14 protein-coding genes and 1 pseudogene are annotated in these 23,448 nt (G+C 47.2%); 6 read left to right on the top strand and 9 right to left on the bottom strand.

The window, feature by feature from the left end; translation table 11 throughout:
* Window positions 1–34: 34 nt before the first annotated feature.
* Window positions 35–728 (bottom strand): annotated as a pseudogene (locus HBM92_RS15465) (IS1 family transposase).
* Window positions 729–924: 196 nt separating this feature from the next.
* Between HBM92_RS15465 and HBM92_RS15470 the strand changes: the two are divergent.
* A complete protein-coding gene (locus HBM92_RS15470) occupies window positions 925–2,742 on the top strand; it encodes a hypothetical protein (protein ID WP_000282220.1) in 1,818 nt (605 codons plus the stop codon).
* 187 nt (window positions 2,743–2,929) lie between these two features.
* On the opposite strand, the gene HBM92_RS15475 is transcribed toward HBM92_RS15470, so the two are convergent.
* A complete protein-coding gene (locus tag HBM92_RS15475; protein WP_000279878.1) occupies window positions 2,930–4,132 on the bottom strand; it encodes a tyrosine-type recombinase/integrase in 1,203 nt (400 codons plus the stop codon).
* A gap of 278 nt (window positions 4,133–4,410) precedes the next feature.
* Window positions 4,411–5,778: a GGDEF domain-containing protein gene (locus tag HBM92_RS15480; protein ID WP_000409832.1), complete on the bottom strand. Its 1,368-nt coding sequence runs from the start codon at window positions 5,776–5,778 to the stop codon at window positions 4,411–4,413.
* 587 nt (window positions 5,779–6,365) lie between these two features.
* Between HBM92_RS15480 and pgaA the strand changes: the two genes are divergently transcribed.
* Genes pgaA through pgaD form a run of 4 tightly spaced genes read left to right on the top strand, consistent with a single transcriptional unit; the run spans window position 6,366 to window position 12,549 of the window.
* Complete coding sequence (pgaA, locus tag HBM92_RS15485) at window positions 6,366–8,789, top strand: poly-beta-1,6 N-acetyl-D-glucosamine export porin PgaA (RefSeq protein WP_000287440.1); 2,424 nt, start codon at window positions 6,366–6,368, stop codon at window positions 8,787–8,789.
* 8 nt (window positions 8,790–8,797) lie between these two features.
* A complete protein-coding gene (gene pgaB / locus HBM92_RS15490) occupies window positions 8,798–10,816 on the top strand; it encodes a poly-beta-1,6-N-acetyl-D-glucosamine N-deacetylase PgaB (protein WP_000945536.1) in 2,019 nt (672 codons plus the stop codon).
* The gene (gene pgaC / locus HBM92_RS15495) at window positions 10,809–12,134 is read left to right on the top strand and encodes a poly-beta-1,6-N-acetyl-D-glucosamine synthase (protein WP_000610446.1); all 1,326 of its coding nucleotides are present in this window, start codon (window positions 10,809–10,811) and stop codon (window positions 12,132–12,134) included. The genes pgaB and pgaC overlap by 8 nt, the downstream gene beginning before the upstream one ends.
* A gap of 1 nt (window position 12,135) precedes the next feature.
* Window positions 12,136–12,549 carry a poly-beta-1,6-N-acetyl-D-glucosamine biosynthesis protein PgaD gene (gene pgaD / locus HBM92_RS15500; RefSeq protein WP_001061099.1) on the top strand — a complete coding sequence of 138 codons (414 nt, stop codon included), beginning with the start codon at window positions 12,136–12,138 and terminating at the stop codon, window positions 12,547–12,549.
* Window positions 12,550–12,598: 49 nt separating this feature from the next.
* Here pgaD and phoH read toward each other — a convergent pair whose 3' ends face one another.
* The 6 genes from phoH to HBM92_RS15530 form a co-directional block, all read right to left on the bottom strand.
* Window positions 12,599–13,387 (bottom strand): phosphate starvation-inducible protein PhoH, encoded by a 789-nt coding sequence (gene phoH, locus HBM92_RS15505; protein ID WP_000533536.1) that lies wholly within the window; start codon window positions 13,385–13,387, stop codon window positions 12,599–12,601.
* A 625-nt stretch (window positions 13,388–14,012) separates the two neighbouring features.
* Window positions 14,013–15,284 (bottom strand): iron uptake transporter deferrochelatase/peroxidase subunit, encoded by a 1,272-nt coding sequence (gene efeB, locus HBM92_RS15510; protein ID WP_001199135.1) that lies wholly within the window; start codon window positions 15,282–15,284, stop codon window positions 14,013–14,015.
* A 5-nt stretch (window positions 15,285–15,289) separates the two neighbouring features.
* Complete coding sequence (gene efeO, locus HBM92_RS15515) at window positions 15,290–16,417, bottom strand: iron uptake system protein EfeO (RefSeq protein ID WP_000154372.1); 1,128 nt, start codon at window positions 16,415–16,417, stop codon at window positions 15,290–15,292.
* Between the two features lie 57 nt (window positions 16,418–16,474).
* Window positions 16,475–17,305 (bottom strand): iron uptake transporter permease EfeU, encoded by an 831-nt coding sequence (gene efeU, locus HBM92_RS15520; RefSeq protein WP_000497928.1) that lies wholly within the window; start codon window positions 17,303–17,305, stop codon window positions 16,475–16,477.
* 219 nt (window positions 17,306–17,524) lie between these two features.
* Entirely contained in the window at window positions 17,525–19,033 is a 1,509-nt protein-coding gene (gene putP / locus HBM92_RS15525) for a sodium/proline symporter PutP (protein ID WP_001018494.1), read from the bottom strand.
* A 158-nt stretch (window positions 19,034–19,191) separates the two neighbouring features.
* The gene (locus HBM92_RS15530; protein WP_000979523.1) at window positions 19,192–19,401 is read right to left on the bottom strand and encodes a hypothetical protein; all 210 of its coding nucleotides are present in this window, start codon (window positions 19,399–19,401) and stop codon (window positions 19,192–19,194) included.
* A gap of 54 nt (window positions 19,402–19,455) precedes the next feature.
* Between HBM92_RS15530 and putA the strand changes: the two genes are divergently transcribed.
* A complete protein-coding gene (gene putA, locus HBM92_RS15535) occupies window positions 19,456–23,418 on the top strand; it encodes a trifunctional transcriptional regulator/proline dehydrogenase/L-glutamate gamma-semialdehyde dehydrogenase (RefSeq protein WP_001304750.1) in 3,963 nt (1,320 codons plus the stop codon).
* Window positions 23,419–23,448 lie beyond the last annotated feature (30 nt).

Below are 23,448 nucleotides of genomic sequence, written 5' to 3' on the forward strand. Positions count from 1 at the left end.
AAAACAGCAAAAGAGGCCCTGGTAATGACTCCAGTCAGTAGTACAGTGTTTTCGATAAATGAACCAATGGCTTTTCGTGAATTTCCAGGGAGCGTGAAAAGCAAATCGTTTTCCGGGCTGGTCGTTTGATGTGAGTACGAAGTGTCAGATTGTTGCGCTCAATGCGCCGGGTAAATATCTTGCCGACAAGATGCTTATCCTGTGGCATTTCTCTGGTATAACTGCTCCGGTTGTCTCTGGTTATCATGCCTGTGGAGAATGGCTTCAGGAGTTCCGGCAACTCACGACATGTTTCATCAGTGCGAGGACCAAAAGTGTAAGCCAGCACACCTCCAGATTTGGTGGTATACGCATACCAGTGCCACTGCTGACGAGCTTTGTTTTCGACAAAACTCCATTGTTCATCAAGTTCGCAGATAAGCGTCACATCGGCACTGGCGACTGGAGATGTGGTTACTTTGCGTGGTGAGCGTTTTATAAAGTGAGAATGACGGTGTTGATATCCACCTTCAGCGTTCTGGAGCTATCGCGAACCCCGGCTCCGTTATGAACCATTTCAACAATTTGCTCTTTAATGCCTGGTTTTCGGGTTTCGTAGATGTAATTCAGTTGAAATACACACGTTTGCAGGATTAGCACTGGAAACGCTCATGATCTGAGGTGCTGTGATCATAATGGTACACTTTATAGGAATTACAGCGGGGAGAATGTACTGTAACTGTTGCCATATGGTCTCCAGATACCAATAGAATACCACATTAATCTATCGTCAGAAGGCATCACCGGGGCCTTCTGACATAATCTGTTAATACGTGTACTATTACCCTGTTCAGAAAATATTGATTCAAAAATGAAAACCAGTTAACAGAAAAGCAAAATGATATAATGTTAAAATTTTATATAGTGCAATAAAAGGAGAATGTTATGTATAATTTTATCACTATAATGTATGATGTCTTTTCATATTTTGGTGTTCTGGCTAAAAACCAGAATACCCGTGACATCCGAAATATTAAAAATTTTTCCTCACATCAACATTCACTGGGCGACATGTTTGATGAATTAATAAACATTATTGATAAAGAACAAGTATTGAGTACAGAACAACGAAAAGTTATATTTAGGAGATATGAAGATCTCTATGTTAAGCTAATGCACTATTCTGTTTTTACAGACAAAACACATCAAATAATAAAACAAAAATATTTTAATGACATTGTACCAATGATTCTCGCACTCGACATCAGGAACACATATCGCCCGGATAATGAGATGGCATTTTACTATCATATTCATTCTTTTCTCACTCAGATACCGGATAATGAGGATGATATATATCATGCTGCAAGGACATATCAGCGAAATTACGTTAAGTTATGTTTATCCGGATACACACCAGCGAATGCGCATTTCAAATATATCTTTGATGGCGTATATGAATTCATTCGTAATATTCGCAAAAACAGTACACCAGGAAAAACAAAACTTACCGCAACTATCAACACATGCAAAGAAACCTGTAAACATCTGCTTTATTTAAGTAATGAAGACAAGGAAAAAATAATTTCTGACTTAGATAAAATTCAAGTTGCATGTTATTATCTCACTATATTACTGGCTTTCGAAAGACGAACTTCATTAACAAGCGCCCTGGCAACTTTATATAAAATGCTGATAAGCGAAAGAGAAGTTTCAGAATATGAATGCCAGTTATTATATTTAACCAACCCAATAGATGTAATGAATACACTGAACAAATACATATATTACTTTCCTAATGAGAACTCACCATTTTATACACTGAAAATTGACAGTGCATTATCGTGGGAGGCCATTGACGCAATACGAGACTATAGTATTTCTGATATTTATCTTTATCCTGAACAAAAAACAATAAATTGTGTCGTTGAGATTGAAAACATTGTCTTTGGCGGTTACATTTATACATTGAACAACGGCGTCACATTACAAAACATAGAAAACACTTTAAAAGATTCTTCATGCCATTATGTCTTAAATGGCTATACGGAATTTGTTAACTGTTTGATACAACTTACTTCAGGAAAGACTGAAAGTGTTCATCGCACCATCAATAAACTGAACTATGAGAAATTACCTTTTGGATTTATCATTGCCGCGTTTGCTATACTAAAGATAGCATTTAAAATAAAATTCAGTAAAAATCATGTAAATATCCGAGCATTATTAAATGACATCAATTATTTTATGACTTATCAGGGCGAGTCCATTAACCTTATTTCACTGGATCACGAATACCCAGAGTCCTGTCTTCAAAATGACACAAACACATATTTATTAGGAAGAGTAATATTTCTGTATAACTCAATGATTTATAAGTTCATAAACTGTCAGGAACATGAAACCAATAACATTCACTCAGCTATGATAAATAACCTATTACAGGAAGTTGATATAGCCCTTGGTAAAATAAATAACATTATAGACAGCAGAAACATATCAGCCCCCCATGAACTGGCAAATATTCTTACCCGCGAAAAAATACTTACAGCACGGGAAAAAAAAGGAAACCTGATAAGCCTGTTTGATGGATTCACTTTATTCCATTGTGTTGGAATGATAACCTTTCTTATCCATTATCTCAGAACACCTGAAGAAAAAGTTGAAAATATATTTATGTTATATGGTGCAGATAAAAACAATAAACTACGCAGAAGACTGATTTATGACGCACTAGGAATAATTCAGTCTCAGCAGGAGTGAAACGTTAAAACAGGCAAATTGTTTTTTATAAACAGGAGATTGTTGAGTAATCCCCTGTTTATAAAAATACGCTTTCCTGACGATCTGATAATTATCAGCTCAATACATTTGACATAAAAGCGGTTCCTTAATTACTACTGCCACGATCACATATCAAATCATGATCGTACAATATACATTTTCACTATTATTTATTCACAATTTGAGACATCACATAATCCGCCCATGCCTGCATCATCGGTACACGCTGCTCCAGTAGATCAGTACGATGATATGCCGCCTCAACCTTATTTTTCAGCGTATGAGCGAGCGCCCTTTCCGCCAGATCCCGCGAATACCCCTGTTCACTACACCAGTCCCTGAATGTTGAGCGAAAACCATGTGCTGTGGCAACTCGCCCCGGAATGTCACTGACGGCTTTCTTTTTACGCAGAAAACTTGTCAACACCATATCGGAAAGGATCTGCTGCTTTCTGGGTGAAGGGAACACCAGTTCATCATGCAGGCCACGTATATTTTCCAGAATGTAAATAGCCTGCCGGGATAAAGGAACACGATGCTGTAGCCTAGCTTTCATTCTTTCTGCAGGTATAGTCCATACCCGCTTATGAAAATCAATTTCAGCCCAGCGCATTCCCCTGGCTTCGCCCGAGCGAGTTGCTGTAAGTATCACCATTAATAACAGTGCGCGGGTAACATTATAAGGTTCATCACTATACACACTGGTCGCCACAAAAAGCGGTAACTGCCTCCAGGGCATTGCGGGTTGGTGTTCATCACGTCCTCTTGTCTGCTGAGGAAGCAAATGGTCAACCACATCAACAGGATTTGCCACACAAAAACCGTGCGCCCATCCCCACTGCATAACAACATGAATGCGCTGTTTAACCCGGCTTGCCGTTTCTGACAAGGTTAACCAGACTGGACGCAGTGTTTCTGCCACGTCCGCAGCCGTAATCGAATCCAGCGTTTTTGCTCCCAGTTGAGGAAACGCGTAATTCTCAAGCGTCGATAACCACTGCCTTACATGCTTTGGATTTTCCCATCCAGGAGACAGTTCTGCATGTACACGCCTGGCTGCATCGGCAAATGTTGGGATAACGACTTTCTCAGATTCAGCCTTTTTAATCTCCAGAGGATCATCACCTGCAGCAAGTTGCTCTCGCATTATCCGGGCAGTACGTGCAGCTTCAGCAATACTGACCTCTGGGTAAGTTCCCAATCCAGCATTACGTCTTTTTTGTGTCACCGGACTTACATAACGAAAAACCCATTTCCCCCGCCCCTTTACTGAAGAAGGATGAAGGGTCAGTCCGGTAATTCCCCCATGGGGCAATGGTTTGTCATCAGGTTTGATATGTCTTGCTTTCGTATCCGTCAATACTGCCATACGCTAATTCCCGTCACTCTGGTATGCCATCCAGTATGCCATTAGTCTCTCGCTTCACTAAGAATACATTAGATAATATCGGACAACAAAAAGTGTAATACATTGTTTATAATGAAATTATATAACCCCCCTGGATTAAGTCAGATTTATTTCAGGCGGTCCCCCTCACCGCCATATTTAAAGAAGAGCTCGTACGAAAGTACGAGCTTTTTTTTCGTATATTGCATAGACCGGGGGGATGAGAAGCCCCAGGCGGAGGTCGACAACTAGCGACAGACTCATTCATCATCCTTGCGGTTGATAAGAATTTCTGCCTCTTTTACTACCACCTTATTACGCCCGGTCTCTTTCGCCTCGTAAAGTGCGTTATCAGCCAGTTGATAGATCTCCTTAGGGTTTAACTCATTTTTCTGCGTTACAACAGCGCCAATACTAATCGTCACTTTTTGTGGTATGGCGTATTCAGGATTATCACCAGTTAAACGCTCAACATTTTCCCGAATCCTTTCCGCTAAAGCTTTCGCACGTTCAGTATCGATGTCCGTCAGCAAGACGCCAAACTCTTCGCCGCCGACGCGCGCAAAAAGGTCATCTGGCCGTATGCTTTTCCCAATGATACTCACCACTGTTTTTATCACCTGATCGCCAACCGGATGCCCCCAGGTGTCGTTGACTTTTTTGAAGTGGTCGATATCCATAATCATGACGCAATAAGGCGTTTTTTTGGCCGATGCTGATTGAACTGTCAGTTCATTAAAAAAATAATTTCTGTTAAATATATTGGTTAAGGAATCGCGATGTGCAATGTCCTTTGTTACTCGTAGCGCACTGAATATATGGCACATAAATATTACCATAACGGTTAACTTACTGACTACTTCAATAGTGCGACTAATATACCAAATGGACACGCTATACCTGCTCATAAATAAAAGAGAGACATTGTACAGTACGGCACAAAAAGCAATCACCGTCACTCCATTCCAGATATCACAGCGTAAACCATTAAAGTATAGATTAACTGAAAGCAAGGTTAACCACATGAAAATCATTATGGTAACATATGAGGCTTTCCAAACCACCTGATCATTTTCATTGGTTAACTCGGCAATGTGTAAATTGTAGCTCTCATAATGACTAGAAAGTATGTGAGCAACTATCGGCCCCCCAACAACAAAAAACAAACTTATGCACAAAGTCATTTTTTTGGAAAATAAATTGCGCTGTTTTGTGTTTTCACTAACTTTATTCACCAATGCCAGAAATATTAATATGCACAAACTCATCTGACGAAACAAATAATAGATTGCAATGTCATTTTGAACAACACTGCTTGTCAAACGCCCCTCAATAATTTGCTGAATGATAATGACGGTTTTAATAAAGTAAATCAAACAACTTAGAAAAGCCAAACTAAGTATACAGTTTGAAAATTGCCTACGGTCATAAATGAAATACAACTGCATAAAAATAAATGCAACAGTATCGATAAAAAATAAAGCAATCATAACCATCAGATAGGTTGATCGTGGAACAACTTCCTCAACGGTTGGCTGATTGAACCAACTATTAACCAAAACCAATGCAAGCCCAAACAATAAGCTCACTAATACAGTACTACTAATTCCCAAATAGTCTTTTTCCATAAAGCTACACCAACCTGTAGGTTGTAGATCCCTTTTTATTATTAATAGATATAAGAACTGTACTGTTGTCAATATGAAAATCCACCCACAAACAATACCGATGATGATAGTTGCAGAATGCAATTATTATCACTTTAATGCTTTATATATTTTTTGCTGCAAGGCAGGCTTGCAAATACTTATAAAGGATTATAATAAAATCATTATAAAGCATTAATTAATAGATACATTAGGAATAACAATTAAATTCGTGAGTGCAGTAGCGCTGCCTTTCATCAGGACTTTCGAAAAATCCGAAATTATGCATCGGAATTTACTGATTTAATTATTTTAATCCTAATTTATTTTGAAAAAGGCATTGGGATTTATGCCGTATTCCTGAAGATCCTCATCATTGGAATGGATTTTCGGGCGAGAAAAGGATTTTATATGGACAATCTGCTCATCATTTCTTCTTCTCATCATCAACAATTCACGTGTCTCTTCCGCGTTTAATAACGGATTATGAGATGCAAAAATATCTTTCTTTTCAGTTACCTGTAATTAGATATAGAGAGAGATTTTGGCAATACATGGAGTAATACAGGATGTATTCAAGTAGCAGAAAAAGGTGCCCGAAAACCAAATGGGCTTTGAAACTTCTTACTGCCGCATTTTTAGCAGCGAGTCCCGCGGCGAAGAGTGCTGTTAATAACGCCTATGATGCATTAATTATCGAAGCTCGCAAGGGAAATACTCAGCCAGCTTTGTTATGGTTTGCACAAAAATCAGCACTCAGTAATAACCAAATTGCTGACTGGTTACAGATTGCCTTATGGGCCGGGCAAGATAAACAGGTTATTACCGTTTACAACCGCTACCGTCATCAGCAATTACCAGCGCGTGGTTATGCAGCTGTCGCCGTCGCTTATCGTAACCTGCAACAATGGCAAAACTCGCTTACACTGTGGCAAAAGGCACTCTCTCTGGAGTCGCAAAATAAGGATTATCAACGGGGACAAATTTTAACCCTGGCAGATGCGGGTCACTATGATTCTGCGCTGGTTAAACTTAAGCAGCTTAACTCTGGAGCACCGGACAAAGCTAATTTACTCGCAGAAGCCTATATCTATAAACTGGCGGGGCGGCATGAGGATGAATTACGGGCGATGACAGGGTCATTACCTGAAAATGCCTTAACGCAACAATATCCCACAGAATACGTGCAGGCATTACGGAATAATCAACTTGCTGCCGCGATTGACGATGCCAATTTAACGCCAGATATTCGCGCTGATATTCATGCCGAACTGGTCAGACTGTCGTTTATGCCTACGCGCAGTGAAAGTGAACGTTATGCCATTGCCGATCGCGCCCTCGCCCAATACGCTGCATTAGAAATTCTGTGGCATGATAACTCAGACCGCACTGCCCAGTACCAGCGTATTCAGGTTGATCATCTTGGCGCGTTATTAACTCGCGATCGTTATAAAGACGTTATTTCTCACTATCAGCGTTTAAAAAATACGAGGCAAATTATTCCGCCCTGGGCGCAATATTGGGTTGCGTCGGCTTATCTCAAAGAACAGCAGCCAAAAAAAGCACAGTCAATAATGACAGAGCTCTTTTATCACAAGGAGACCATTGCCCCGGATTTATCCGATGAAGAACTTGCGGATCTCTTTTACAGCCACCTGGAGAGTGAAAATTATCCCGGCGCGCTAACTGTCACCCAACATACCATTAATACTTCGCCGCCTTTCCTTCGGTTAATGGGCACGCCTACGAGCATCCCGAATGATACCTGGTTACAGGGGCATTCGTTTCTCTCAACCGTAGCAAAATATAGTAATGATCTTCCTCAGGCTGAAATGATAGCCAGAGAGCTTGCTTATAACGCACCAGGAAATCAGGGACTGCGCATTGATTACGCGAGTGTGTTACAAGCCCGCGGTTGGCATCGTGCAGCAGAAAATGAATTAAAAAAAGCAGAAGTGATCGAGCCACGTAATATTAATCTGGAGGTTGAACAAGCATGGACAGCATTAACGTTACAAGAATGGCAGCAGGCAGCTGTCTTAACGCACGATGTTGTCGAACGTGAACCGCAAGATCCCGGCGTTGTACGTTTAAAACGTGCGGTTGATGTACATAATCTTGCAGAGCTTCGTATAGCTGGTTCAACAGGAATTGATGCCGAAGGCCCGGATAGTGGTAAACATGATGTCGACTTAACCACCATCGTTTATTCACCACCGCTGAAGGATAACTGGCGCGGTTTTGCTGGATTCGGTTATGCCGATGGACAATTTAGCGAAGGAAAAGGGATTGTTCGCGACTGGCTGGCGGGTGTTGAGTGGCGGTCACGTAATATCTGGCTCGAGGCGGAGTACGCTGAACGCGTTTTCAATCATGAGCATAAACCCGGCGCGCGCCTGTCTGGCTGGTATGATTTTAATGATAACTGGCGTATTGGTTCGCAACTGGAACGCCTCTCTCACCGCGTTCCATTACGGGCAATGAAAAATGGTGTTACAGGCAACAGTGCTCAGGCTTATGTTCGCTGGTATCAAAATGAGCGGCGTAAGTACGGTGTCTCCTGGGCTTTCACTGATTTTTCCGACAGTAACCAGCGTCAGGAAGTCTCACTTGAGGGTCAGGAACGCATCTGGTCTTCACCATATTTGATTGTCGATTTCCTACCCAATCTGTATTACGAACAAAATACAGAACACGACACTCCATACTACAACCCTATAAAAACGTTCGATATTGTTCCGGCATTTGAGGCAAGTCATTTGTTATGGCGAAGCTATGAAAATAGCTGGGAGCAAATCTTCAGCGCAGGTGTTGGTGCCTCCTGGCAAAAACATTATGGCACGGATGTCGTCACCCAACTCGGCTACGGGCAACGTATTAGCTGGAATGACGTGATTGATGCTGGCGCAACGCTACGCTGGGAAAAACGACCTTATGACGGTGACAGAGAACACAACTTATACGTTGAATTCGATATGACATTCAGATTTTAAGGATAAATATGTTACGTAATGGAAATAAATATATCCTGATGCTGGTGAGTATAATTATGCTCACTGCGTGCATTAGCCAGTCAAGAACATCATTTATACCGCCACAGGATCGCGAATCTTTACTCGCCGAGCAACCGTGGCCGCATAATGGTTTTGTGGCGATTTCATGGCATAACGTTGAAGACGAAGCTGCCGACCAGCGTTTTATGTCAGTGCGGACATCAGCACTGCGTGAACAATTTGCCTGGCTGCGCGAGAACGGTTATCAACCGGTCAGTATTGCTCAAATTCGTGAAGCACATCGAGGAGGAAAACCGCTACCGGAAAAAGCAGTAGTGCTGACTTTTGATGACGGCTACCAGAGTTTTTATACCCGCGTCTTCCCAATTCTTCAGGCCTTCCAGTGGCCTGCTGTATGGGCCCCCGTCGGCAGTTGGGTCGATACGCCAGCGGATGAACAAGTAAAATTTGGCGATGAGATGGTCGATCGAGAATATTTTGCCACGTGGCAACAAGTGCGAGAAGTTGCGCGTTCCCGGCTCGTTGAGGTCGCTTCTCATACATGGAATTCTCACTACGGTATTCAGGCTAATGCCACCGGCAGCTTATTGCCTGTATATGTAAATCGTGCATATTTTACTGACCACGCACGGTATGAAACCGCAGCAGAATACCGGGAAAGAATTCGTCTGGATGCTGTAAAAATGACGGAATACCTGCGTACAAAGGCTAAGGTAAATCCACACGTTTTTGTTTGGCCTTATGGCGAAGCGAATGGCATAGCGATAGAGGAATTAAAAAAACTCGGTTATGACATGTTCTTCACCCTTGAATCAGGTTTGGCAAATGCGTCACAATTGGATTCCATTCCGCGAGTATTAATCGCCAATAATCCCTCATTAAAAGAGTTTGCCCAGCAAATTATTACCGTACAGGAAAAATCACCACAACGGATAATGCATATCGATCTTGATTACGTTTATGACGAAAACCACCAGCAAATGGATCGCAATATTGATGTGCTAATTCAGCGGGTGAAAGATATGCAAATATCAACCGTGTATTTGCAGGCATTTGCTGATCCCGATGGTGATGGGCTGGTCAAAGAGGTCTGGTTTCCAAATCGTTTGCTACCAATGAAAGCAGATATTTTTAGTCGGGTTGCCTGGCAATTACGTACCCGCTCAGGTGTAAACATCTATGCGTGGATGCCGGTATTAAGCTGGGATTTAGATCCCACATTAACGCGAGTAAAATACTTACCGACTGGGGAGAAAAAAGCACAAATTCATCCTGAACAATATCGCCGTCTCTCTCCTTTCGATGACAGAGTCAGAGCACAAGTTGGCATGTTATATGAAGATCTTGCCGGACATGCTGCTTTTGATGGCATATTGTTCCACGATGATGCTTTGCTTTCAGATTATGAAGATGCCAGTGCACCGGCTATCACGGCTTATCAGCAAGCAGGCTTTAGCGGGAGTCTGAGCGAAATTCGACAAAACCCGGAGCAATTTAAACAGTGGACCCGTTTTAAAAGTCGTGCGTTAACTGACTTCACTTTAGAACTTAGTGCGCGCGTAAAAGCCATTCGCGGTCCACATGTTAAAACTGCACGAAATATTTTTGCACTTCCGGTAATACAACCTGAAAGTGAAGCGTGGTTTGCACAGAATTATGCTGATTTCCTAAAAAGCTATGACTGGACCGCTATTATGGCTATGCCTTATATGGAAGGTGTCGCAGAAAAATCGGCTGACCAATGGTTAATACAATTGACCAATCAAATTAAAAACATCCCTCAGGCTAAAGACAAATCTATTTTAGAATTACAGGCACAAAACTGGCAGAAAAATGGTCAGCATCAGGCTATTTCTTCGCAACAACTCGCTCACTGGATGAGCCTATTACAACTGAATGGAGGGAAAAACTATGGTTATTATCCCGACAATTTTCTGCATAACCAACCTGAAATAGACGTTATTCGTCCTGAGTTTTCAACAGCCTGGTATCCGAAAAATGATTAATCGCATCGTATCGTTTTTTATATTATGTCTGGTGTTATGCATCCCCCTATGCGTAGCGTACTTTCACTCTGGTGAACTGATGATGAGGTTCGTTTTCTTCTGGCCGTTTTTTATGTCTATTATGTGGATTGTTGGCGGCGTCTATTTCTGGGTCTATCGTGAACGCCACTGGCCGTGGGGAGAAAACGCACCAGCCCCCCAGTTGAAAGATAATCCGTCTATCTCCATTATCATTCCCTGTTTTAATGAGGAGAAAAACGTTGAGGAAACCATACACGCCGCTTTAGCACAGCGTTATGAGAACATTGAAGTTATTGCCGTAAATGACGGTTCAACAGACAAAACCCGTGCCATCCTGGATCGCATGGCTGCACAAATTCCCCACCTGCGGGTCATTCATCTGGCGCAAAACCAGGGGAAAGCCATTGCGCTTAAAACCGGAGCTGCCGCGGCGAAAAGTGAATATCTGGTGTGCATTGATGGCGATGCGTTATTAGACCGCGATGCGGCGGCATATATTGTGGAACCGATGTTGTACAACCCGCGTGTGGGTGCCGTAACCGGTAATCCTCGTATTCGAACACGTTCTACCCTGGTGGGTAAAATTCAGGTTGGCGAGTATTCCTCAATTATTGGTTTGATCAAGCGAACCCAGCGTATCTATGGAAACGTATTTACCGTTTCCGGTGTTATTGCCGCATTTCGTCGCAGCGCCCTGGCAGAAGTGGGTTACTGGAGTGACGATATGATCACCGAAGATATTGATATTAGCTGGAAGCTGCAGTTGAATCAGTGGGCGATTTTTTACGAGCCACGGGCGCTGTGCTGGATATTAATGCCTGAAACGTTAAAAGGGCTGTGGAAACAGCGCCTGCGCTGGGCTCAGGGCGGTGCAGAAGTATTCCTCAAAAATATGACAAGGTTGTGGCGCAAAGAAAACTTTCGAATGTGGCCGCTGTTTTTTGAATACTGCCTGACGACAATATGGGCCTTCACTTGCCTGGTCGGTTTCATTATTTACGCAGTCCAACTTGCCGGTGTACCGTTAAATATTGAATTGACACATATCGCTGCGACACATACTGCCGGAATATTATTGTGTACGTTATGTTTACTGCAATTTATTGTCAGCCTGATGATCGAGAATCGCTATGAGCATAATCTGACTTCATCGCTTTTCTGGATTATTTGGTTCCCGGTTATTTTCTGGATGCTGAGTCTGGCAACGACATTGGTATCATTTACACGAGTCATGTTGATGCCTAAAAAGCAACGCGCCCGTTGGGTAAGTCCCGATCGCGGGATTCTGAGAGGTTAATATGAACAATTTAATTATTACGACCCGACAATCGCCAGTACGTTTAATGGTTGATTATGTTGCCACAACCATCTTATGGACATTATTTGCTTTGTTCATATTCTTATTCGCAATGGATCTGCTGACGGGTTATTACTGGCAAAGCGAGGCCAGAAGCCGACTTCAGTTCTATTTTTTGCTGGCAGTGGCGAATGCCGTCGTGTTAATTGTCTGGGCGCTGTACAATAAGCTACGTTTTCAAAAACAGCAGCATCATGCAGCCTACCAATATACGCCGCAAGAATATGCTGAGAGCTTAGCAATACCTGATGAGCTCTATCAGCAACTACAAAAAAGCCACAGGATGAGCGTACACTTCACCAGCCAGGGGCAAATAAAAATGGTGGTTTCAGAAAAAGCGCTAGTCCGGGCGTAAACACCCAAAACAAAGCCCGGTTCGCCCGGGCTCTGCGCCGATAATACACTTAACTGTATGCATGTAGCGTACGTTGGCAAAGTGCCGAACGTACGCAATCCTCTTTACCGAATCGGACGATCCCGACCATTTCATCTTCTTCGAAACGTTCCAGCGCGTCACTTAATCCGGAGCGCACGCCGCGAGGCAAATCGCATTGCGTGATATCACCGTTGACGATAACCGTCACGTTCTCCCCGAGGCGGGTTAAAAACATTTTCATTTGCGCGGCAGTCACATTCTGCGCCTCGTCAAGAATGACGACTGCATTTTCAAAGGTACGTCCACGCATATAGGCGAACGGCGCAATTTCCACCTTCCCTATTTCCGGTCGCAGGCAGTACTGCATAAAGGAAGCCCCTAAGCGCCGGACCAGCACGTCGTAGACCGGACGAAAATAGGGAGCAAACTTTTCTGCGATATCTCCAGGTAAGAAGCCAAGATCTTCATCGGCTTGCAGAACTGGACGGGTGACGATAATCCTGTCGACATCCTTATGTATCAGGGCCTCTGCCGCTTTTGCTGCGCTGATCCAGGTTTTTCCGCACCCGGCTTCGCCCGTGGCGAATATCAGCTGCTTACTCTCAATAGCCTTCAGATAGTGCAATTGCGCTTCATTTCGCGCGAGGATGGGCGAGGTATCGCGACTGTCGCGGGCCATACCAATGGCTTCTACGCCGCTCATCTGCACAAGCGAGGTGACCGATTCTTCTTCACGCTGCTTATGGCTGCGCGAATCCCGTCTCAGCACACGTTTTGCCTCGCGACGAGCTTTGATCACTGCTTTTTGTCTTCCCATGGAGAGCACCTTGAGTTGTTTGTATTCATCACACGCGCCGTTGGCAGCGCGATTATGCGCACGAACATCAGAGGGTTGGCTTCCTTGTAAGCCATAGTTTGCTTTTGGATAAAATGCCGAAAAACGGCTACGCACACCGTTTGCGGCGTCGGTAACACGAGTAAAGAGAGGAAGTGAGAAAAATACAGAGTGACGAAGTTGCTACCGGAGGAGAAATCTCCGCAAGTGGTGGAGCGTTGCTTAACAAAACATTGTCCAGAACAGGACGTTACCATCCGCGATCTCCATAGTGACTGACTATCACTGCCGGGAACTTCCGCTGCTACTTAATAATTACAACAGATCTCGCATTCATTGCAACAATATATTCACTTATATTTAACTATAAAACACCATTTCAGTGACATTAGTTTCTACTGGAAAGATGACAGAGTGATGACAGTGATGAAAAAAGCTGTGTGCTTTCAGCAGGATTCGCAGTACTGGTAAAAGCTTGCCGGATGCGGCGTGAACGCCTTATCCGGCCTACCGACCCGCACCGATTGTAGGCATGATAAGACGCGCAAGCGTCGCATCAGTGTACGAACGCCTGGTGCGGCGTAAACGCCTTATCCGCCTAAAAACATTAAACCCGCAATAATGCGCTTCCGAGATAATCGTTCGCGTCCTTCACACCCGGCAGCGCAAAGAAATAGCCGCCACCGATAGGTTTGACATATTCCTCCAGCGCCTCGCCATTCAACCTTTTTTGTACTGTCAGGAAGCCCTTTTCCAGATCGTGTTGGTAGCAGACAAACAGTAGCCCCATATCGAGTTGCCCGGAATTGGTGACGCCCAACGAATAACTGTAGCCACGACGCAGCATCAGGCTGGACTCGCTCTCCGCCGTGCGGGGATTCGCCAGCCGGATATGGCTGTCCAGCGCAATCACCTTCCCTTCCGGATCGCTAGCGTAATCGGGAACATCATGCTCATGCAGCATGCCCAGCGGCGCACCGGTTTGCTTATCACGACCAAATATCGTCTGCTGCTCTTTCAGCGGCGTTCTGTCCCAAAATTCCACTCGAAACTGAATCAAGCGTACTGCCTGATAGCTGCCACCGATTGTCCACGCAGGCTCCTGCTGATCTGCCGTCACCCACACCACTTTTTGCATCAACTTATCATTCTGGCTATCGGGATTGGCGGTGCCGTCTTTAAAGCCCAGCAAATTTATCGGCGTCTCTTTGCCTTTACTACGCGCTGCGTGGTCGGAAATAAACCCTTCCCGCTTCCAGCGCACGCTGAGCAAATCCGGCGTGTGTTTGATGATATCGCGCAGCGCATGGATCACCGTGTCCTGGGTGTTGGCGCAAATTTGTAGCAACACATCACCATGACATAACGCCGCATCCAGCGAGTCGTTAGGGAAACGCGTCATCTTCTGCAACTTTTTTGGCATCTGTGGCGCAAGGCCAAAGCGCTCATCAAACAATGAGTGACCCACCGATAACGTGATGGTGAGATTATCGGGCGCAATGTAGCCGCCAAGAATGCCGGAATCGAGTGGTGGCAGGCGCGGATTTGGCGTTTCTGGTGCCGCTCCGCCCTGAGTCAGAAAAGCAAAACGCTGAGTCAACAAGCGAAACAACCGTTCAAGATCGGCTTTATCGCTGGCAAGCACATCAAACGCCACCAGCATCATTGCAGCCTGTTGTGGTGTCAGGATCCCTGCCTGATGCTCACCATAAAACGGCTGTTTCTCATTGCGTGCATCCGGTGAAAGCGTACCCGGCGCACTTTGCGTTTTTTGTGCATGAGCGACCGGACAACTTCCCGCCAGCGCCAGCGCACCAATCCCTTTCAGTAAACGTCGGCGTGACGGTTCATTCACGCCGTTTTCATCTTCATACTGCATAACGCTTAGTCCAGCCCCAGCACACCGCGAAGTTGCGCCAGATCTTCCGCCAGCGCAGTAATCGGTCCTTTCAGTGCATTCCGGTCAGCATCGGTCAGTTTGTCGTAATTTTCAAAACCGTCTTTAGTACGGTATTTCGCCAGAATGGTATCGACCTTTTTGAAGTTGGCATCGACTTTTGCCAGCAGTTCCGGATTCGCTTTTTGTAGTTGTGGACGCAGCAGATCGACAATTTTCTGCGAGCCTTCAACGTTAGCCTGGAAATCCCACAGATCGGTGTGGCTGTAGCGATCTTCTTCACCGCTGATTTTGCTGGCCGCCACTTCCTCAATCAGTCCGGCTGCACCGCCGACCACTTTTGAAGGAGGGAAAGCCAGTTCACTGATGCGTTTTTGCAAATCGACCACATCGGTATAAAGCTGGTCAGCATACTTATCCATCCCTTTGGTGGTGTTATCGCCAAACAATGCTTTTTCCAGACGGTGGAAACCGGTGAATTTTGGATCGGCGGCTTTTTGCTCGTAATCATCTTCACGGGCGTCAATGCTGCCATCCAGATCGGAGAACAGTTCAGCAATCGGTTCAATGCGCTCATAGTGCTGGCGCGTCGGCGCATACAGTGCTTTCGCTTTTTCGATATCGCCTGCTTTAATAGCGTCGGTAAAGGCTTTGGTGTCGGTCACCAGTTGCGTGGTTTCCGCCATGACATACGCTTTATATGCAGTAATTGCACCACCAAGACTTAACAGCGCATCACTTTGCGCCGCATCCGCCGTTGCTTCACCTTTGACGATCAACTTCCCTTTCGGGTTAGTCAGCAGACCGCAGGTCATATCGTATTCGCCAGGCTGTAAATTCGCCGTCATTTTCTGGCTAAAACCAGGGGCGATATTTTCCCGCTCTTCCACCACCATCACGCCTTTGAGGATCTCCCACTCCAGCGCCTTCTGGCTGTGGTTCTGAATAATGAACTGTGTTTTCCCGGCGTTAACCGTAATGATCATCGGCTCGCACTGCTTATCCGTCACGGTCACTTTGACTTGCGGAATATCAGCGGCGTTAGCCATAAAAGCAGAAGAGAACAGCGCAGCCACGCTCAACTGCAATGCGTTACGGCGGAAGTTAATGGTCATGACGAGACTATCCCTTTAAAGTATGTTGTAACTAAGCAAGAGTTTGCGTCGTATTTGCTACATGGAGCGGGACGCAGTCGCCCCTGCGCGTGGTGGCAGAACAAATGCCACCAGCGCCGGGATGAGATAAATAAACCAGACGGCGACTTCGCTGACGCTCGGTGCTTCCTGATAGCCAAAAATCCCTTCCATCAGTGTGCCAAACAGCGAGTGAGTTGAGAGCACCGCGCTCATATCGAAGGCGATTTCCTGAAAGTGGTTCCACAATCCGGCTTCATGAAATGCGCGAATGGCACCAGCTGCCAGCCCTGCGGCGACGAAGAGAATAAACAGACTGGTCCATTTAAAAAATGCACCAAGATTGAGGCGAATACCGCCCCAGTAGAGCAGGAAGCCAAGCACCACGGCTGTAGCAAGACCAAGCATTGCACCCAGCGGCGGCCAGATCCCGACATCTTGTTGAAATGCCGCCAGCAGGAAAAAGACCGACTCCAGCCCTTCCCTTGCAACGGCAAAAAAGACCATCATCACCAGCGCCCAGCCATGATGATTTCCACGCTGCAATGCGCTATCGACCGCCTGCTCCAGTTGTACTTTGACGTTGCGCGACACTTTGCGCATCCAGAAAACCATCCAGGTAAGGATCACCACGGCGATCACCGCCACAATGCCTTCAAACAGTTCCTGTTCTTTTTGCGGAAATTCGCCGGTGGTTTCGTTAATGAAGATACCCAAGCCCAGACACAACGCAGCGGCAAGCAACACGCCAATCCACATTACACCAATCCATCGGCCTCGCTGGGTACGCTTAAGATAGCTGGCAATCAAACTGACAATCAGCGCGGCTTCAAGTCCTTCGCGCAATATAATGAGAAACGGAACAAACATGCCACCCACCCTTAAACGTTTTTCTGAGTCAATCTATGCAAAGAAAAGTAAATCGCAGTGATAGCGATTATCATTACGATGAAGAAAAATACAAGTGGAATGTAGTGATAATGATGAGAAGATGTAAAAATATTTTGAGAAAAAACGCAGAGGGCAATCACTGATTGCCCTCTGCCTGCTTCCGGTTATGACGTGAAATTTTCGGTAAAACGCCTTCCCTTACCCTTCCTGCAACCGTGACGGCGGAGCCGAATGATAGTGCGCATCGGCCTCGGCAAAGCGTTTTTGCATCGCCGCTGATGGCGCTTTACCCAGCAAACTAAACACTACAATCCCGATACTGCCGAAGATAAAGCCCGGAATAATTTCGTACAGACCCAGCCAGCCGAACTGTTTCCAGACGATAACCGTCAGCGCACCGATGATCATCCCCGCCAGCGCACCGTTGCGCGTCATGCGTGACCACATCACCGAGAACAGCACCACCGGACCAAACGCTGCGCCAAAGCCTGCCCACGCGTAGCTCACTAAGCCCAGCACGCGGTTTTCCGGGTTTGCCGCCAGCGCAATCGCCACCAGCGCCACCACCAGCACCATCACTCGCCCTACCCACACCAGCTCTTTCTGGCTGGCCTGTTTACGCAGAAACGCTTTGTATAAATCTTCGGTAATCGCACTGGAACATACCAGCAGCTGGCAACTTAACGTTGACATTACCGCCGCCAGAATCGCCGACAGCAAAATCCCGGCAATCCACGGGTTAAACAGAATTTGTGCCAGTTCAATAAACACGCGCTCGGCGTTCTGGTTTACCGCACCTGCTACCGCCGGGTGCTCGTTAAAGTAAGCGATACCAAAGAAGCCGACAGCCACCGCCCCTGCCAGGCAGAGGATCATCCAGGTCATACTAATACGACGCGCATGGACAATGCTGTGGTGAGAATCTGCCGCCATAAAACGCGCCAGGATGTGCGGCTGCCCGAAGTAACCCAGCCCCCAACCCATCAGCGAGATAATGGCGACAAAATTCAACCCTTTGAGCATATCCACGTTTTCAATGCTCTTTTGTTTGATTACTTCCAGCGAGTCACCAAAGCCACCGACACTGATAATGACGATAACTGGCGTCAGGATCAGGGCAAAAATCATCAGACTGGCCTGTACAGTGTCAGTCCAGCTCACCGCGAGGAAACCGCCAATAAAGGTGTAAAGGATCGTCGCCGCAGCCCCCGCCCACAGAGCCGTTTCGTAGCTCATGCCAAAGGTACTTTCAAACAGACGCGCGCCTGCCACAATGCCTGAAGCGCAATAAATGGTGAAGAACAGCAAAATAACCAGCGCGGAGATAATGCGCAAAATGCGGCTTTTATCTTCAAAGCGCCCGGTGAAATAATCCGGCAATGTTAAGGCGTTATTGTTGTATTCGGTATGCACACGCAACCGCCCGGCCACCAGCTTCCAGTTGATCCACGCGCCTAATGTCAGACCAATGGCGATCCAGCTTTCGGAAATCCCGGAAAGAAAAACAGCGCCTGGCAACCCCATTAACAGCCAGCCGCTCATATCCGACGCACCCGCCGATAATGCCGTCACGAATGGCCCAAGACTACGACCGCCCAGAATATAGTCGTCGAAGTTTTTCGTTGATCGCCAGGCGATAAACCCAATCAATATCATGCCAAAGATATAGACACAAAATGTCACCAACATCGGTGTGCTAATAGCCATCTAAAGTCTCCAAAAAATTATTATCGGCAATGTCGAAACTTGCCGTTATATCTGCCACCGGAACGGGGTAACAGAGTTTATGTTTTACCAGGGCGACCGTATCCTGCCGGAAGCGCTGGTTATTCACAATCGATTTAACACACCATTTACATTAAATTTTAGTGCTCAGCGACACTATTTTTCATCAGGTTGCACTCTCTCACATTTTTTGCGGTTGCACCTTTCAAAAATGTTAACTGCCGCAGAGAAAAAGTCTGAGTTATTTTTTTAATCCCTGTCATATCGATTTCGTTTATTAACATTTCATTCATTTTTAAGCTTGCTACGCAGGTCACATTTAACACGGTTGCACAAAGTTGCAACATCATAGATATTTCACGATAACGTTAAGTTGCACCTTTCAGAACAACAGGAGTAATGGCATGGGAACCACCACCATGGGGGTTAAGCTGGACGACGCGACGCGTGAGCGTATTAAGTCTGCCGCGACACGTATCGATCGCACACCACACTGGTTAATTAAACAGGCGATTTTTTCTTATCTTGAACAACTGGAAAACAGCGATACTCTCCCGGAGCTACCAGCGCTGCTTTCTGGCGCGGCCAATGAGAGCGATGAAGCACCGACTCCGGCAGAGGAACCACACCAGCCTTTCCTCGACTTTGCCGAGCAAATATTGCCCCAGTCGGTTTCCCGCGCCGCCATCACCGCCGCCTATCGCCGCCCGGAAACCGAAGCGGTTTCTATGCTGCTGGAACAAGCTCGCCTGCCGCAGCCAGTAGCTGAACAGGCGCACAAACTGGCGTATCAACTGGCCGATAAACTGCGTAATCAAAAAAACGCCAGTGGTCGCGCAGGTATGGTTCAGGGGTTATTGCAGGAGTTTTCGTTGTCATCGCAGGAAGGCGTGGCGCTGATGTGTCTGGCGGAAGCGTTGTTGCGTATTCCCGACAAAGCCACCCGTGACGCGTTAATTCGCGACAAAATCAGTAACGGTAACTGGCAGTCACACATTGGTCGTAGCCCGTCCCTGTTTGTTAATGCCGCTACCTGGGGGCTGCTGTTTACCGGCAAACTGGTTTCCACCCATAACGAAGCCAGCCTCTCCCGCTCGCTGAACCGCATTATCGGTAAGAGCGGTGAACCGCTGATCCGCAAAGGTGTGGATATGGCGATGCGCCTGATGGGCGAGCAGTTCGTCACGGGCGAAACCATCGCGGAAGCGTTAGCCAATGCCCGCAAACTGGAAGAGAAAGGTTTCCGTTACTCTTACGATATGCTGGGCGAAGCCGCACTGACTGCCGCAGATGCACAAGCGTATATGGTTTCCTATCAGCAGGCGATTCACGCCATTGGTAAAGCGTCTAACGGTCGTGGCATCTATGAAGGTCCGGGCATTTCAATCAAGCTGTCGGCGCTACATCCGCGTTATAGCCGCGCCCAGTATGACCGGGTAATGGAAGAGCTTTACCCGCGTCTGAAATCACTCACCCTGCTGGCGCGTCAGTACGATATTGGTATTAACATCGATGCCGAAGAGGCCGATCGTCTGGAGATCTCCCTCGATCTGCTGGAAAAACTCTGTTTCGAGCCTGAACTGGCAGGCTGGAACGGCATCGGTTTTGTTATTCAGGCTTATCAAAAACGCTGCCCGTTGGTGATCGATTACCTGATTGATCTCGCCACCCGCAGCCGTCGCCGTCTGATGATTCGCCTGGTGAAAGGCGCGTACTGGGATAGTGAAATCAAGCGTGCACAGATGGACGGCCTTGAAGGTTATCCGGTTTATACCCGCAAGGTGTATACCGACGTTTCTTATCTTGCCTGTGCGAAAAAACTGCTGGCGGTGCCAAATCTAATCTACCCGCAGTTCGCGACGCACAACGCCCATACGCTGGCGGCAATTTATCAACTGGCGGGTCAAAACTACTACCCGGGTCAGTACGAGTTCCAGTGCCTGCATGGTATGGGCGAGCCACTGTATGAGCAGGTCACCGGGAAAGTTGCCGACGGCAAACTTAACCGTCCGTGTCGTATTTATGCTCCGGTCGGTACACATGAAACGCTGCTGGCATATCTGGTGCGCCGCCTGCTGGAAAACGGTGCTAACACCTCGTTTGTTAACCGTATTGCCGACACCTCTTTGCCACTGGATGAACTGGTCGCCGATCCAGTCACTGCTGTAGAAAAACTGGCGCAACAGGAAGGGCAAACTGGATTACCGCATCCGAAAATTCCCCTGCCGCGCGATCTTTACGGTCACGGGCGCGACAACTCGGCAGGGCTGGATCTCGCTAACGAACACCGTCTGGCCTCGCTCTCTTCAGCCCTGCTCAATAGTGCACTGCAAAAATGGCAGTCCTTGCCAATGCTGGAACAACCGGTCGCGGCTGGTGAGATGTCGCCCGTTATTAACCCTGCGGAACCGAAAGATATTGTGGGCTATGTGCGTGAAGCCACGCCGCGTGAAGTAGAACAGGCGCTGGAAAGTGCGGTTAATAACGCGCCAATCTGGTTTGCCACTCCTCCGGCTGAACGCGCGGCGATTTTGCATCGCGCTGCCGTGCTAATGGAAAGCCAGATGCAGCAACTGATTGGTATTCTGGTGCGTGAAGCCGGAAAAACCTTCAGTAACGCCATTGCCGAAGTGCGCGAAGCGGTCGATTTTCTCCACTACTATGCCGGACAGGTGCGGGATGATTTCGCTAACGAAACCCACCGTCCATTAGGGCCTGTGGTATGTATCAGTCCGTGGAACTTCCCGCTGGCTATTTTCACCGGACAGATCGCTGCCGCACTGGCGGCAGGTAACAGCGTGCTGGCAAAACCGGCAGAACAAACGCCGCTGATTGCCGCGCAAGGGATCGCCATTTTGCTGGAAGCGGGTGTACCGCCAGGCGTGGTGCAATTGCTGCCAGGTCGGGGTGAAACCGTGGGCGCGCAACTGACGGGTGATGATCGCGTGCGCGGGGTGATGTTTACCGGTTCAACCGAAGTCGCTACGTTACTGCAGCGCAATATCGCCAGCCGCCTGGACGCTCAGGGTCGCCCTATTCCGCTCATCGCTGAAACCGGCGGCATGAACGCGATGATTGTCGATTCTTCAGCACTGACCGAACAAGTCGTAATAGATGTGCTGGCCTCGGCGTTTGACAGTGCAGGTCAGCGTTGTTCGGCACTGCGCGTGCTGTGCCTGCAAGATGAGATTGCCGACCACACGCTGAAAATGCTGCGCGGCGCAATGGCCGAATGCCGGATGGGTAATCCGGGTCGCCTGACCACCGATATCGGTCCGGTGATTGATAGCGAAGCGAAAGCCAATATCGAGCGTCATATTCAGACCATGCGTAGTAAAGGCCGTCAGGTGTTCCAGGCGGTGCGGGAAAACAGCGAAGATGCCCGTGAATGGCAAAGCGGCACCTTTGTCGCTCCGACGCTGATCGAACTGGATGACTTTGCCGAATTACAAAAAGAGGTCTTTGGTCCGGTGCTGCATGTGGTGCGTTACAACCGTAACCAGCTCCCAGAGCTGATCGAGCAGATTAACGCTTCCGGCTATGGTCTGACGCTTGGCGTTCATACGCGTATTGATGAAACCATTGCCCAGGTCACTGGCTCGGCCCAGGTCGGTAATCTGTACGTTAACCGTAATATGGTGGGCGCGGTGGTTGGGGTGCAACCGTTCGGCGGCGAAGGGTTGTCTGGCACCGGGCCGAAAGCAGGCGGTCCGCTCTATCTCTACCGTCTGCTGGCGAATCGCCCGGAAAGTGCACTGGCAGTGACGCTCGCGCGTCAGGATGCGGAGTATCCGGTCGATGCGCAGTTGAAAGCCGCATTGACTCAGCCGCTAAATGCACTGCGGGAATGGGCGGCAAACCGTCCAGAATTGCAGGCGTTATGTACGCAATATGGCGAGTTGGCGCAGGCAGGAACACAACGATTGTTGCCAGGGCCGACGGGTGAACGCAACACCTGGACGCTGCTGCCGCGTGAGCGCGTGTTGTGTATTGCGGATGATGAACAGGATGCGCTGACTCAGCTCGCCGCCGTGCTGGCAGTGGGTAGCCAGATGCTGTGGCCGGATGATGCGCTACATCGTCAGTTAGTGAAGGCATTGCCATCGGCAGTCAGCGAACGTATTCAACTGGCGAAAGCGGAAAATATAACCGCTCAACCATTTGATGCGGTGATCTTCCACGGTGATTCGGATCAGCTTCGCGCATTGTGTGAAGCCGTTGCCGCGCGGGATGGTGCAATTGTTTCGGTGCAGGGTTTTGCCCGTGGCGAAAGCAATATCCTTCTGGAACGGCTGTATATCGAGCGTTCGCTGAGTGTGAATACCGCTGCTGCTGGCGGTAACGCCAGTTTAATGACGATCGGTTAAACAGGTAGCCGGAGGATGTTACAACCTCCT

This window comes from Escherichia sp. E.sYA108 (genome assembly GCF_011754335.1).
Classification (GTDB): Bacteria; Pseudomonadota; Gammaproteobacteria; order Enterobacterales; family Enterobacteriaceae; genus Escherichia; species Escherichia coli.

What these genes read in the sequence shown, in the direction of transcription:
- HBM92_RS15470 (WP_000282220.1), top strand. Translation starts at nt 925, where the DNA reads ATGTATAATTTTATCACTATAATGTATGATGTCTTTTCATATTTTGGT.
- HBM92_RS15475 (WP_000279878.1), bottom strand. Translation starts at nt 4,132, where the DNA reads ATGGCAGTATTGACGGATACGAAAGCAAGACATATCAAACCTGATGAC.
- pgaA (WP_000287440.1), top strand. Translation starts at nt 6,366, where the DNA reads ATGTATTCAAGTAGCAGAAAAAGGTGCCCGAAAACCAAATGGGCTTTG.
- phoH (WP_000533536.1), bottom strand. Translation starts at nt 13,387, where the DNA reads ATGGGAAGACAAAAAGCAGTGATCAAAGCTCGTCGCGAGGCAAAACGT.
- efeO (WP_000154372.1), bottom strand. Translation starts at nt 16,417, where the DNA reads ATGACCATTAACTTCCGCCGTAACGCATTGCAGTTGAGCGTGGCTGCG.
- putP (WP_001018494.1), bottom strand. Translation starts at nt 19,033, where the DNA reads ATGGCTATTAGCACACCGATGTTGGTGACATTTTGTGTCTATATCTTT.
- HBM92_RS15530 (WP_000979523.1), bottom strand. Translation starts at nt 19,401, where the DNA reads ATGATGTTGCAACTTTGTGCAACCGTGTTAAATGTGACCTGCGTAGCA.
- pgaD (WP_001061099.1), top strand. Translation starts at nt 12,136, where the DNA reads ATGAACAATTTAATTATTACGACCCGACAATCGCCAGTACGTTTAATG.
- pgaC (WP_000610446.1), top strand. Translation starts at nt 10,809, where the DNA reads ATGATTAATCGCATCGTATCGTTTTTTATATTATGTCTGGTGTTATGC.
- HBM92_RS15480 (WP_000409832.1), bottom strand. Translation starts at nt 5,778, where the DNA reads ATGGAAAAAGACTATTTGGGAATTAGTAGTACTGTATTAGTGAGCTTA.
- pgaB (WP_000945536.1), top strand. Translation starts at nt 8,798, where the DNA reads ATGTTACGTAATGGAAATAAATATATCCTGATGCTGGTGAGTATAATT.
- efeU (WP_000497928.1), bottom strand. Translation starts at nt 17,305, where the DNA reads ATGTTTGTTCCGTTTCTCATTATATTGCGCGAAGGACTTGAAGCCGCG.
- putA (WP_001304750.1), top strand. Translation starts at nt 19,456, where the DNA reads ATGGGAACCACCACCATGGGGGTTAAGCTGGACGACGCGACGCGTGAG.
- efeB (WP_001199135.1), bottom strand. Translation starts at nt 15,284, where the DNA reads ATGCAGTATGAAGATGAAAACGGCGTGAATGAACCGTCACGCCGACGT.